Annotated in this window: 9 protein-coding genes; 6 read left to right on the forward strand and 3 right to left on the reverse strand. The window is 57.4% G+C overall.

Translation table 11 applies throughout. The features are described from left to right. Positions 1–3: 3 nt before the first annotated feature. The 3 genes from SBO83_RS05020 (at position 4) to SBO83_RS05030 (ending at position 3,742) form a co-directional block, all read left to right on the forward strand. Positions 4–2,118, forward strand: coding sequence for a heparinase II/III domain-containing protein (locus SBO83_RS05020; protein ID WP_396130660.1), 2,115 nt, complete (start codon positions 4–6; stop codon positions 2,116–2,118). A gap of 45 nt (positions 2,119–2,163) precedes the next feature. Beyond that, positions 2,164–2,940 (forward strand): SDR family oxidoreductase, encoded by a 777-nt coding sequence (locus SBO83_RS05025; RefSeq protein ID WP_396130661.1) that lies wholly within the window; start codon positions 2,164–2,166, stop codon positions 2,938–2,940. A 94-nt stretch (positions 2,941–3,034) separates the two neighbouring features. Next, complete coding sequence (locus tag SBO83_RS05030) at positions 3,035–3,742, forward strand: FadR/GntR family transcriptional regulator (protein WP_185690009.1); 708 nt, start codon at positions 3,035–3,037, stop codon at positions 3,740–3,742. 414 nt (positions 3,743–4,156) lie between these two features. Here the strand turns inward: SBO83_RS05030 and nifJ are convergent, their stop codons facing one another. Both nifJ and SBO83_RS05040 read right to left on the reverse strand, forming a co-directional pair. Beyond that, the gene (gene nifJ / locus SBO83_RS05035) at positions 4,157–7,690 is read right to left on the reverse strand and encodes a pyruvate:ferredoxin (flavodoxin) oxidoreductase (RefSeq protein ID WP_396130662.1); all 3,534 of its coding nucleotides are present in this window, start codon (positions 7,688–7,690) and stop codon (positions 4,157–4,159) included. A gap of 235 nt (positions 7,691–7,925) precedes the next feature. Continuing rightward, complete coding sequence (locus tag SBO83_RS05040; RefSeq protein ID WP_396130663.1) at positions 7,926–8,585, reverse strand: MgtC/SapB family protein; 660 nt, start codon at positions 8,583–8,585, stop codon at positions 7,926–7,928. Between the two features lie 236 nt (positions 8,586–8,821). Here SBO83_RS05040 and SBO83_RS05045 point away from each other — a divergent pair, with 236 nt between their 5' ends. Then, on the forward strand, positions 8,822–9,106 hold the full coding sequence (locus SBO83_RS05045) for a DUF333 domain-containing protein (protein ID WP_396130664.1): 285 nt from the start codon (positions 8,822–8,824) through the stop codon (positions 9,104–9,106). A 639-nt stretch (positions 9,107–9,745) separates the two neighbouring features. Here SBO83_RS05045 and SBO83_RS05050 read toward each other — a convergent pair. Next, positions 9,746–10,732: an NAD(P)-dependent oxidoreductase gene (locus SBO83_RS05050; RefSeq protein ID WP_396130665.1), complete on the reverse strand. Its 987-nt coding sequence runs from the start codon at positions 10,730–10,732 to the stop codon at positions 9,746–9,748. A 73-nt stretch (positions 10,733–10,805) separates the two neighbouring features. Here SBO83_RS05050 and SBO83_RS05055 point away from each other — a divergent pair, with 73 nt between their 5' ends. Together SBO83_RS05055 and SBO83_RS05060 are read left to right on the forward strand one after the other, a co-directional pair. Continuing rightward, on the forward strand, positions 10,806–13,505 hold the full coding sequence (locus tag SBO83_RS05055; protein WP_396130666.1) for a YdbH family protein: 2,700 nt from the start codon (positions 10,806–10,808) through the stop codon (positions 13,503–13,505). After that, positions 13,502–13,711, forward strand: a complete 210-nt coding sequence (locus SBO83_RS05060) for a YnbE family lipoprotein (protein WP_396130667.1) — start codon at positions 13,502–13,504, stop codon at positions 13,709–13,711. The genes SBO83_RS05055 and SBO83_RS05060 overlap by 4 nt, the downstream gene beginning before the upstream one ends. Positions 13,712–13,759 lie beyond the last annotated feature (48 nt).

Genomic DNA, 13,759 nt, shown 5'->3' on the forward strand with positions numbered 1-13,759 from the left:
AACATGAATCACTGGCAGCCGCTGTTTATCACCCCGGACGACGCCGAGCAGTTACGCGAAGAGCTAACGGCGGAGAGCTTGATGGGCCGCGTGCTGCGCAGGCAAATAGCCGAGTTGGATGAATTTATGGCGCAGCCCGTGGCGATCCCCGGCCAAGGTGAGGCGGGCGGCCCGGAACATGCGCAGCACAAACAGAATTACCGTTTCATCAATCTGGCGGGGCGCATGTCGCTGATTTTCCAGCGGCAGGATTATCGCGATTTCGCTCTGCAACTGCTCAACGGCTACGCCGAGATTTATCCCGGTTTGGGCAGTGCGGTAAGTAAAGACGGCAATGCGCCGGGGCGGCTGTTTCATCAAACCCTCAATGAGAATATGTGGCTGCTTTACGCCGTCGAGGGGTACCACTGTATTCAGCCCAGCCTGAGCGCCGCCGAGTGCCAGAAGATTGAAAGCCAGCTGTTCCGCGTGATGGTGGACGACGCGCTGACGCTGCACGCCAAGGATTTCGATATCGTGCATAACCACGGCATCTGGTCGGCGGCGGCGGCGGGGATTTGCGGCTACGTGCTAGGCGACCCGTCGCTGGTGGATAAAGCCCTGTACGGGCTAAAGGGGGATAGCGAGAGCGGCGGTTTCTTTGCCCAGTTGTCGCAGCTGTTCTCCCCGGACGGCTACTACATTGAAGGGCCGTACTATCAGCGATTTGCGCTGCGCCCGCTGTTGCTGCTGGCCGAGGCGATTCACCATCGCCAGCCGGAATTAGCCATTTATCAATTTCGCAATCAGGTGGTGCGCAAAACCTGCGAAGCCCTGATGCAGGTGGCTTTCCCCGACGGCACTTTACCGGCGCTGAATGATTCCTCGAAAACCATCAGTCTGCGCGATGACGGCGCGGTGGTGGCGGCCAGCGTCTGTTTCTATCGCTACGACGGCAACCCGCAGTGGATCGCCGCCGCCCACTGGCAGGATTCCCTGTGGGTGAGCGCCGCTGGGTTAGCTCTCTCCAACGCGGCCCAGAAGACGCCCGCCCAGCCGATGAACTGGGGCAGTTTGGCTCTTACCGACGGGCCGCAGGGCCAGCAGGGGGAAGTGGCTATCCTTCGCCAGCCGCGAAACGGCCAGCTGACCATGGCGCTGCTGTGGTACGGCCAGCATGGCAGCATTCCACGACTGCACTCGGCGCTGAATCACGGCCACTTTGACGGGCTGCACCTGAGCCTGTTTAGCCACGGCCGCGAGACACTGCGGGATTACGGTTTTGGCCGCTGGGTGAATGTCGAACCCAAATTCGGCGGGCGCTACATCGCGGAAAATAACAGTTATTGCAAGCAGACCGTGGCGCACAACACGCTGGTGGTGGATCAGCAGAGTCAGAACCTTGGCCAAAGCGCCGAGGCGGAAAAGCGTCACGGCGAGCGCCACTTCTTTGTCAGCGAGCATCCCGCCGGACAGGGGATGAGTGCGCGATTGCGCGACTACTACCCCGGCGTCACCCTTCAGCGCACGGTGCTGATGCTCAATTTGGCCGAATTCGAAAATCCGCTGCTGGTGGACGTGCTGCGCATCAGCAGCCAGCAGCTGCACCAGTATGACTACTGCCTGCATCATCTCGGGCAATTTGTGCGCAGCGACAGCCCGCTGCGGGTGGCGGAGCAGCTCAACCCGCTGGGTGCCAATCACGGCTACCAACACCTGTGGGACTGCGCGCGGGCGGAGGTCACTCCTCAGCACTCTATCCTTTATAGCTGGCTCGACGGCCACGGCTACACCTCGCTTATCAGCGCATTACCCCTCGGCGGCGAGCTTATCGTGGCACGAACCGGCGCGGGCGATCCGCATTTCAACCTGCGCAATGAGCCTGCGCTGCTGCTGCGCCAGCAGGGGGCCGACGCAATATTTGCCAGCGTGATTGAGAGCCACGGTTATTTTGACGAAGCCACTGAAACCTCGCGCGACGCGCGGGGCAAGGTGAGCCGGGTAGAAGTGCTCTCCCAAGACGCCACCGGCAGCGAGTTGCTGATCCACTGTGTGGATGGCCGCCGCCTGCGCGTTTCCATTAATAATCAGGATCGGCCTGCGCATGGCGCGGCGTTTTGCGCCACGTGGCAAGGCTGACCTATTTCCCGACCCTGTACCCTAGCAACTTACCGAGGAGCTTTTATGTTCAATGACTTGAAAGACAAACGCGTGCTAATCACCGGTTCCACCAAAGGCATTGGTTTGGCGACGGCGCAGGCTTTTGCCCGCGCTGGCGCGAAAGTGGGGCTGAACGGGCATCGCAATGACCCGAGCCTGCAAAGCTTGGCCCAAGAGGTGGCGGCGCTGGGGGGCGAAGTGGCGTATTTCGCCGCCGACCTGACCGACACCGCCCAGTGCCAGCAGCTGGTGGCAGCCTTCGTGGAGCGCTTCGGCGGGCTGGACGTGCTCATCAATAACGCCGGCGGGCTGGTGGGGCGCAAACCTCTACAAGAGATTGACGATGAGTTCTACCAGCAGGTGATGGATCTCAATGCCCGCTCGGCGCTCATGGTCACCAAGTTCGCCGTTCCGCACTTGCGCAGCGCGGCCAAGCAGACCGGCGAAACCACCTCGGTTATCAGCACCGGTTCTATTGCCGGGCGCGAAGGCGGCGGGCCGGGAGCCTCGATTTACGCAGCGTCCAAGGCGTGGCTGCACAATATGAACCGCCACTGGGTGAAGGAGTTCACCAAGGACAATATTCGCTTCAACGTGGTGTCGCCGGGCACCATCGACACGGTTTTCCATGCGGATAAAACTCAGGAAGTGCGCGATAAGATTTCCAGCGGCATCGCCATGGGCCGTTTTGGCACCAGCGAGGAGCTGGCACCGAGCTATCTGTTCTTCGCCTCCCACGCCTGTAGCGGCTACATCACCGGGCAGATACTGGACGTCAACGGCGGCCAAATGGCACCTTGATCTGGCTTTGCGCACATTCGGGGCGACGAGGACATGCGCCGCCCCGCATCCTGAACTATCATGACGGCCATCTGCACCAATAAAAGGGAATAGCATGACGATGCAGTTTGAAACAGCCGCCGGGTTAACCCGTGGTTTGAACACCCACATCGCTCGCGACATCGCCCGAAAAATTCTCTCCGGCGAGCTGGCCTCTGGCGCCATTTTGCCGAGCGAAATCGAGTTGGGCGAGCAGTTTGGTGTCAGCCGCACCGCGCTGCGCGAAGCCTTGAAGCTGCTGACCTCAAAGGGACTGTTGGAATCACGGCCGAAAGTGGGTACCCGAGTGAAAGATCGCGCCCAGTGGAACATGCTAGACCCGCAGCTGCTGGAGTGGATGCAGGGGATGGAAGCCACCGAAGAGATTTATCAGCAGTTTCTCGAGTTTCGCAAAGCCATTGAGCCGCACGCCACCGCGCTGGCGGCGGTCAACGCCAGCAAGGAGCAGCGCATAGAGTTGTCGCGCATTTATCGGCAGATGTGTCAGGTCGCCGAGCAGTTTGACCAGGCGCAGTGGGTAGAAATCGACACCCAGTTTCACCGCATGATTTTTATCTCCTCTGGCAACTGTTTTTACGTGCCTTTCGGCAACGTGCTGACCACCATTTTTAAATGGTTCTTTGAGTATTCCTCAAAGGAAGGCGGCATGTGTTTGCAAGAGCATAAACTGATTTATGAGGCCATTATGGCCGGGGATGAGGGCGCAGCTTATTCAGCATCGCTGAGTCTGATGAAAGGGCATAAACATCGACTTGGGGGGTGATTTTGGGCTGGCAGCCCAAGCCTGCTTTTAAATTCAACGTCAAGGTCGGGGGCTCGTCGCCCAAGCCCGCTTTTAAATTCAACTTCAAGACCGTGGGCTCGCCGCCCACACTGGCCCAAAGGGTTTTAAACGAAACCCTTTGGAATCCTGCGTTTTTTGCTTTTGTAAGATCGAGGCTTCGCAGGGTTGGAATGGACGTGTTCCAGCGGCCACAGTGTTCGTCGCGAAGTGCCGCCGCTTAGGCGGTTCCCTCGCTGCGGGATTCCAACCCGCGAATAAAGACTCGCGGTTTTCCACCTCTTGCTCGGCGTCATTTCTGAACACGGCCTAGTGGCTTCTCAGCCGTGCCTTTTCAGTGGGTTTGGTTCTGCTCCTCCCCCTGGCAAGGGGGAGGAGCAAACAACGTCTTTAACTTTACTCCGACTCCCCATTCGTTCTCTTACCCGCCAGCAGCTCCAAGAACTCATATTTCTCCTGAAGCTCCTTCTCTGCCGCTGCATACAGCTGGGTGGCGACTTCCGGCTGCTGGGCGTTGAGCCTTCTGAAGCGCTGTTCGTTGTTGAGCGTCTCCGTCAGGTTGCTGTTTGGCGGGCGGGAATCCAGCGCCAGCGCGGCTTTACCTTCCTCTACGCGGCGCGGGTCGAAGCGATACAGCGGCCAGAAACCGGTGGCGGTGAGCTGCTTCATCTGGTCGTGACTCAGGGCCAGATCGTAGCCGTGCTCCTCGCATGGGCTGTAGGCGATGATCAGCGACGGGCCGGGATAGGCTTCGGCTTCCTGAATGGCTTTCACCGTCTGGTTCAGCTGCGCGCCAAGGGAAATCTGGGCCACGTAGACATGGCCATACATCATCATGCTGACACCCAAATCTTTGCGCGACTTGCGCTTGCCCTGTTCGGCAAATTTGGTGACGGCGCCCAGCGGGGTGGCTTTCGACTGCTGGCCGCCGGTGTTGGAATAACACTGGGTGTCGAGCACCAGCACATTGACGTTTTCCGTCAGGCTCAGCACGTGGTCCAAGCCGCCGAAACCAATATCATAAGCCCAGCCGTCGCCGCCAATCAGCCAGATGGATTTATCCACCAGATAATCGGCGTCGGTGGCTAACTGGCGGGCGTCTGGAGAATCAATCTCGGCCAAAATCTTACGCAGCTCGGTCACGTGCTGGCGTTTCACTTCTGGCGTTGAGGTTTCATCGCGCAGGCCGCCCAACAGCTCGGCGGGAATATGCTCGGAGAGCGAGTCAATCAGACGCGTGACGCGGCGGCGGTGCTGGTCTACCGTCAGGCGGAAGCCCAGACCGAACTCGGCGTTATCTTCAAACAGCGAGTTGGCCCACGCCGGCCCGCGCCCTTCTGCATTGGTGGTGTAAGGCGTGGAAGGCAGGTTGCCGCCGTAAATAGATGAACAGCCTGTGGCGTTGGCAATCAGCAGGCGGTCGCCATACAGCTGGGTTAACAGCTTAATGTAAGGCGTTTCGCCACAGCCGGAGCAGGCACCGGAGTACTCAAACAGCGGGGTGATCAGCTGCGAAGTGCGAATGTCGATACGCTCAAGCTGGCTGGCCTCGATTTCTGGCAATTTAAGGAAGAAGTCGTAATTGGCCTTCTCCTCTTCTAAATGCTCAATGCGATCCGCCATGTTGATGGCTTTGATTTCTGGATTCTGGCGATCTTTCGCCGGGCAGACTTCCACACACAAATTACAGCCGGTGCAGTCTTCCGGGGCCACTTGCAGCACGTATTTCTGGCCGCGCATATCGCGAGATTTCACATCCAGAGATTGCAGGGCGGACGGCGCGCCTTCCATTACCTCGGGTTGCACCACTTTGGCACGGATAGCCGAGTGCGGGCAGGCGGCGACGCAGTGGTTGCACTGGGTACACAAATCTGGCTGCCAGATGGGCACTTCTTCGGCAATGTTGCGTTTTTCCCACTGGGTAGTGCCAGTCGGCCAAGTGCCGTCCGGCGGGAAGGCGGAAACCGGCAGGGCGTCCCCCAGACCGGCGAGCATCGCGGCGGTGACGGTTTTAACGAAATCAGGCGCGGCGTCAGACACAATCGGCGGACGCTTGCGCGGCTGCTCTGGAATAGCCTGCAACGGCACCTCAATGAGCTGTTCAAGAGTCGCCCCCAGCGCCTGCCAGTTGCGCATCACCAGCTCTTCGCCTTTGCTGCTGTAGCTGCGGGCAATCGCCCCCTGCAGCTCTTTCAGGGCCTGATCGCCCGGCAGAATTTGAGTCAGGTGGAAGAACGCCATCTGCATCACGGTATTGATGCGCGCGCCTAGCTGGCATTCGCGGGCAATCTTCGCGGCGTTGATGATGTAGAAACGGGCGCTGTTCTTATGCAGCGAAGACTGCACTTCCAGCGGCAGGCGTTCCCACACTTCTTGTGGCGAGAAAGGGGTGTTGAGCAGGAAAATGCCGCCGGGGCGCAGGCGCTCGGCCATCTGGTACAGGTCGATAAACTGCCACTGGTGGCAGGCAACGAAGTGCGCGTGGCTGACCAAGTAGGCCGATTTAATCGGCTGCTGGCTAACGCGCAGGTGAGACACCGTCAGGCCACCGGCCTTCTTGGAGTCATAGACAAAATAGCCCTGCGCAAACAGCGGCGTGCTATTGCCAATGATTTTGATGTTGTTCTTGGTGGCCGAAACCGAGCCGTCACTACCCAGCCCGTAGAACAGGGCTTCCAGCGTGGCGTGCTGCGGCAGTTGCTCATCATTCACCGGCAGCGACAGGCCGGTCACGTCGTCATAGATCCCCACGGTAAAGCGCGGTCGCGGCTGGCTGAGGGCCAGTTCGTCGAAAATCGACAGCACGCAGTCTGGGCCGAACTCTTTGGAAGAGAGGCCGTAGCGGCCGCCAATCACTTTCGGCAAGCTGTCGCGTTCCCCGCGGCTGTATGCTTCCGCCAGCGCGGTCATTACGTCAAGGTACAGCGGCTCGGCAAGGGAACCCGGCTCTTTGGTGCGATCCATGACGGCAAGCGTTTTGACGCTCTGCGGCAGCACGTCCAACATATGCTTGGCGCTGAATGGGCGATAGAGGCGCACTTTCAGCACGCCGACCTTTTCGCCGCGCTCAATCAGCGTTTCGATCACCTCTTCGCACGTCCCGATCCCGGAACCCATCAGCACAATCACGCGCTCCGCCTGCGGGTGGCCGACATACTCGAAAGGCTTATAGGCGCGACCGGTGAGGGCGGAGAAGGCCTCCATGGCGTCAATGACGTGCTGGCAGGTAGCGTCGTAATACGGGTTGGTGGCTTCGCGCGACTGGAAATAGGTGTCCGGGTTGGCCGAGGTGCCGCGGATAACCGGGCGGTCCGGCGTTAAGGCGCGAGCGCGGTGGGCGTCAATCTGGGCCTGCGGCAGCATCTGCTGCAGGGTGTCATCACTCAGCGGGGCGATTTTATTGATTTCATGGGAGGTGCGGAAGCCGTCGAAGAAATGAATAAAGGGCACGCGGCTGTTGAGGCTGGCAACTTGAGAAATCAGCGCGAAGTCCTGCGCTTCCTGCACGCTGGCGGCGCTAAGCAGCGCGCAGCCTGTCTGGCGAACGGCCATCACGTCGGAGTGATCGCCAAAAATAGACAGGGCGTGGGTCGCCACGGTGCGGGCGGCGACGTGCAGCACGAACGGCGTTAATTCACCGGCCAGCTTGTAGAGGGTGGGGATCATCAGCAGCAAACCCTGCGATGAGGTGAAAGAGGTGGAGAGTGCGCCGGTTTGCAGCGCACCGTGGACGGTAGAAATCGCCCCGGCCTCTGACTGCATTTCCATCACGGTTGGGACATCGCCCCAGAGATTTTTCTTACCTTCACCGGACCACGCGCCGGCGATTTCGGCCATGGTCGAACTTGGCGTAATAGGGTAGATAGCAATTACTTCATTGGTGCGATAGGCCACGGAAGCAACTGCGTTATTACCGTCAGTGGTGATCATGAAAACCCCTTTTTCATTTCCTAATGCTTGCCGGAAACAGCGATGCCGAACCGGTTCGAATATGAAAAAGTTTACACGCGGGGCATCGATCGATTTATCCTGATTGTGTGCAGGGTTAATAGTTGAGTGAAATGATAGGGTTACTGGAAGAGGGGAAGGCGTAGGAATTCTATTACTTCTGCGAGGGTCAATTCCCCTCGCAGCTTGAGAAAATACGCGTCAGCGCAGTAAGAGGTTAATTGATATCAATACGTTTAATACCCTGAACGGTCATGATGGCTTCATACAATTTATCAACGCTTTGTTTCGGTTTTAACACCACGTCCATCACTAATTCGCATTTACTTTCATCACCATCGTCGCGCTGATTGACTTTAATATGGCCCGGACGAATACGCATTTTCTGCAATGCAATTAATACCGAAGGAACGCTTTGCGGCGCGAGGCGTATTTCAATCAGATGATGATGGCCGATCAGTCTATTACTTATTTGGCGGAATACTTCCAGCACAATTAAGGTCAGGAAGGCGCCATAAATACCAATCTCATAAAGTCCGCTACCGATAACTAAACCGATCGCCGCAGTGACCCATAATCCAGCGGCGGTAGTTAAGCCTTTGACCACCTGTTTCTGGATGATGATGGTCCCGGCACCTAAGAATCCCATGCCGCTCACCACCTGCGCTGCAACGCGGCTGGGGTCAAAACTGACGTGGGTGAGGTTGAGTAAATCGGCGAAACCGTATTTCGACACAATCATAAACATCGCGCTGCCGATACCCACTAATACGTGGGTTCGCAGACCGGCTTCTTTCGCCCGCAGCTGGCGTTCAATACCAATTAGCCCGCCCAAAACGCCCGCCAGCGCAATACGAATTAAAAAATCTGTCACCATTATAAAATGCCTCCCTGTTGTGCTTATTTTAAGTAGTTGATACTCAAAAACGGTGAATGAGCCCTAAGTTTATGAGCCAAAGAAATAACGGAACGAAATAAAGTGTATCTAATCGTTTATTTTTAGGAAAAAGTTGATATTAATTCTTGCTAACACTCGACGCTGGCGGAATGGCTCGGCTATGATGATTTCCACTTAATTCCCCGACACCCCGTTATTCTTCAGGAGCAGGACTGATGATCACTGCCTTACGCGTATTATTGGCCGGAGCCGTTCTGGTGTTGGCCGCCTGTAGCAGCCACGATGATTCCAACGAGGTTCCCCAGAAGGGTAACAGCGTTAACCTTTCTAACCACAGCGTCAATATGGACAGCCCGGCCTTCGCCGCATGTTCCATGGCCGGTGGTCAGCTGCGAATGGCACCTCAGTTAGACGGCAGCCGCGTAGGCATGTGTTCAATGTCGAATGGCCGCCAGTGTTCGGAAAACGCGTTAATGGCAGGGAGATGTACGGCGGGGTAAGGCGGGCTGCCTTTGAGCGCTTTTAAAAAACGGTGGGCTCGCCGCCCACACGGGCCCAAAGGGTTTTAAACGAAACCCTTTGGAATCCTGCGTTTTTTTGCTGCTGGAAGATCGAGGCTGCGCAGGGTTGGGATGGACGTGTTTCAGCAGCCGCGGCGATCGTCGCGAAGTGCCGCCGCTTAGGCGGTTCCCTCGCGGCGGGATTCCAACCCGCGCAAAAGACTCGCGGTTTTCCACCTCTTGCTCGGCGTCACTTCTGAACGCGACCTACTAGCATTTACGCCGTGCCGTTCCATTCCACCTCGCAAAACATATATGAAACCCACTGAAACGGCACGGTTGAGATGTATCAAAACCGCAGTCAAAAATGGCGCTGAGCGAGAGGTTCGAGACCTATGGCTCGAATCCCGTGGCGAAGGCACCGCCTAAGCGGCGACATTTTGCGGTGGATAACGGAAGTAGCTGAAACATGTCCATTCAGACAGCGACAGCGCGCAGTAAAGAGCCGGGGATTCTTAAGGGGCGCGGCGATAGGCGCCCCTTGAGGCCGGTGTGGCGGCAGCGCACGGTTTTGACCTTAAGGCCGGTCTGGCGGCGAGCCCACAGTCTCGACCTAAAAATTTCCTGTAGTTTCCAAAACTACAACAAATTCGGACATGGCTGCCCTTTCGCCAGCTGATCCACATTCAGCAATGTTGTCTCCGAAATACTGGTCAGCGCGTCGCTGGTCAGGAAGGCCTGGTGACCGGTGAACAACACATTGTGACAGGATGAGAGGCGGCGGAACACGTCGTCCAGCACCACTTCGTTGGAGTTGTCTTCGAAGAACAGATCCCGCTCGTTCTCATACACGTCCATCCCCAGCGCGCCGATTTTCTGCTTCTTCAATGCGTCAATGGCGGCAGTGGCGTCCAGCAGCGCGCCTCGGCTGGTGTTCACAATCATCACGCCGTCTTTCATCTTGGCGAATGACGTGGCGTTCAGCATGTGGTGGTTTTCCGGCGTTAACGGGCAGTGCAGGGAGATAACGTCCGACTGAGCGTACAGCGTATCGAGATCCACATACTCGGCACCCAGTTCAAGGGCCAATGGGCTTGGATAGGGGTCATAAGCCAGAATATGCATGCCGAAACCTTTCAGAATCCGCATCGCGGCGACGCCGATTTTACCCGTGCCGATGATCCCCGCCGTGCGCTGATGCATATTAAAACCAATCAACCCCTCCAGAGAGAAGTTCGCCTCGCGGGTGCGCTGATAGGCACGGTGAATGTGGCGGTTAAGACACATCATCATGCCCACGGCGTGCTCGGCCACGGCTTCCGGTGAATAAGCCGGAACGCGCACCACCGAAATACCCAGCTCTTTGGCGGCGTCTAAATCCACGTTATTGAAACCGGCACAGCGCAGGGCCAGCGTCTTAATGCCCAGCGATTTCAGCTCTTGCAACACTTCGCGGCTGCCATCGTCATTGACGAAGATACAGACGGCATCGGCGCCGATGGCGGTTTTCGCCGTCTGCGGGGTCAGCAGGAAGTCGAAAAACTCCAGCTCATATCCATAATGCTGATTCACCAACTCGAGGTATTTACGATCGTAATTCTTCGTGCTGTAAACGGCGAGTTTCATCCTATTTCTCCACGATAAGTTGTTATGCTAATTATGGTATCTTATAGCGGTTTCGTGAAAAACAAGGCATATCATGAGGAAAGGACTGAGATATTTTGCACTGGTGTGTCTGGGAACCGTGCTTACCTTGCTGTTTTTGGCCGGGGTGTTATGGAAAACCGTGCCTCGTTGGTTGCCTCAGGTTGCCCAACATTGGCTACCGGCAGGGACCAGTCTACGCCTTTCCGCGTCACCTAGCTGGTCTAATGGTACTCTCGAGCTGCCGGGAATGCGCTATATGGCGGGAGAATGCGAACTGGCGCAGGCCACCAATGCGCGTCTGAGCCATGCCAGTGGCCGCTGGGCGCTGGAGGCCGATAGCCTGAATGTCGATACCCTGTGTCTGAGCAACCTGCCGAAAAGCGCCGATAGCTCACCTCTTTCATTAGCTGATATCCAACAGAGCCTGCCTGCGGGCAATGTGATCATTCACCGTCTGGTGGTGACGCCGTGGCAGCGTTATGCCGGTGAACTGCGTCTCGACAATCAGGGCGCGACCCAGCACCTGACGCTACAGGGCGAAGATCTCAATCTGGACGCCACGCTCGACAATCAACAACTCGCCATTAACTCCCTGCGCCTGACACCGCCGGGCAGCCAACAGCCCATTGCGCTGAGCGGCAAATTGACGCTGCCCGCTACGCTGAACCAGTTGCCGCAAACCGGCGAACTGCGCGCCGAAATGCAAACCGCGCAGGTGCCGAATCCGCTAGATATTTTACTGCAATGGCAGCAAACCTCAGGCGTGCTGACGATTGCCGAAAAGGGCAGCCAGCAGCCTCTGGCGACCCTGCCGTGGACTCTGCACGGTAAGAATTTACAGATAACCCAGGGGCAGTGGCACTGGCCCTATGCCGCGCAGCCGCTCGCCGGTGGCATCAACCTGACGCTGAGCGATTGGGCGGATACTTTCGACCAGACCCAGCTCGCGGCGCGGCTCAACGTGCTGACTCAGGGGCATAATGGTAAAGCCAACGTGGTGCTGACCATGGGGCCGGGCAAGGTCGGGCTGCTGGACAGCGATTTGGCTTTCCAGCTCACTGGCCAAGCTAACCTGGTGGCTACCTCACTGAGTGCTTCGCTGCCGGGTACGCTGAGCGGCTCGGTGCTTAATCCGACGCTGGCGCTGCGCAGCGGCGCTCTGCTGCGCGCGTGGGGCAAACCTACTCCTGAGCTACTGTTACAGGACGCCCGCTGGCCGCTGGCGGGGGTGAAGGTTTCTGCCGAAGGGGTGAGCGGCCCGCTACAGGCGATTGTTAAAGCTCGGGATACCTACTGGGGGAGCTTCGACCTGCACCTTGACGGTAAGGCCGAGAAGTTTTGGCCGGATCAAGGACTGTGGAATTTCAAATACTGGGGCAATGGCAAACTGCCGCCGCTGGCCGGACGTTGGGATATGGCCGGTAAAGGTAATTGGGATAACAATTTAATCACCCTGACGTCGCTCTCGACCGGCTTTAACAAGCTACATTACGGCTTGATTAATGTGGACGCGCCGCGCCTGACGCTGGATAAACCGCTGACTTGGCGTCGCCCGGTACCAGAACGCTTCAAAAAACAATTCCCGGATTTGCCGCCACAGTTTATGGGCGACATCAAGCTGGTGGCGAAGAAGATTGCGCTGGATAACGGCGGCTACCTGCCACCCAGCGAGCTAATGCTGCACCTCAGTGGTAGCGACCCGCAGAGCTTCATCATGAAAGGCACGCTGGACGCCGACCCGATAGGGCCGATCAAGCTCAACGGTCGTTGGGATGGCGAACGTCTGCGCGGTGAAGCCTGGTGGCCGAAACAGCAGCTGGCGGTATTCCAGTCGCTGCTGACTCCGGAGTTGAATATTCGTCTGCGCGAGGGCACTTTCTATGCGCAGGCGGCTTTCTCCATGGCGCGCGGGCAGGGATTTATCGGCGGCGGTCACTGGGTGGTGAAGGACGGCGGCATGTGGTTGCCGGACGGCGACGTCAGTGGGATGGACTTCAGCCTCTCTTATCGGCTGCAAAATCAGATTTGGACGCTGGGTGTCAAACAGCCGGTAATGCTGCGGATCCGCGAAGTGAATAACCTCGTTAAGCTGGAGAACATTACCGCCGACCTGCAAGGGACGTATCCCTGGTCGGAGAGCACGCCGCTGACCCTGAGTAATCTCGGCGTGGATACCCTGCGTGGCCACATCAGCATGTCGGCGTTGCGCATGCCGCAGCATGACGCCGCGGTACTTAAACTGCAAAAAATCAGTCTCAGCGAACTGTTCACCGCGCTGAAACCCAAACAGTTGGCGATGTCCGGTAATATCAACGGCGAGCTGCCACTTTATGTTAATGACCCGCACTGGATTGTGCGCGACGGCTGGATACAAAATGATGGCTGGCTGACGCTGCGCCTCGACCCACAGTTTGCCGATGCCATGGCGGCGGGCAATCTGGCTAACCGGCTGGTGATTGAGTGGATCCGTTATATGGAGATCCGCGAAATGATTGCCAAGGTCAATCTGGATAACCTCGGCGAGCTGACCATGAAATCTCACGTTACCGGAGCCAATACCTCGGGTAAGCAGGACAGAGAAGTGAACCTGAATTACACCCATCAGGAAAACATTTATCAGCTGTGGCGCAGTTTGCGCTTTGGCGACAACTTGCAAGAATGGTTGCAACAGGAGATCTCGCTGCCGGCGAACTCCCTGTCTCAGCAACCGGATGCACCCTCTAAGGATAAGAATTTGAGGACTTTACCATGAAGCTGGCTATCGCTTACCGAACCACGCTCTGCACGGCGACCGCTCTGGCCGTCGTGATGCTTAACGGCTGCGTGCCGCGCATTGAACTCTCTGCGCCGAAAGAGCCGATCACCATCAATATGAACGTCAAGATTGAGCATGAGATCCACATCAAGGTCGATAAAGATGTCGAAAATCTGCTGAAAAACCAGAGTGACCTGTTCTAAATTGGCGCGGCTGGCAAGCCGGTGTGGAGAGTGGATATGCGTGCGTTA

It is taken from the genome of Ewingella allii (genome assembly GCF_044430645.1).
In the GTDB taxonomy this organism is placed as follows: domain Bacteria; phylum Pseudomonadota; class Gammaproteobacteria; order Enterobacterales; family Enterobacteriaceae; genus Ewingella; species Ewingella allii.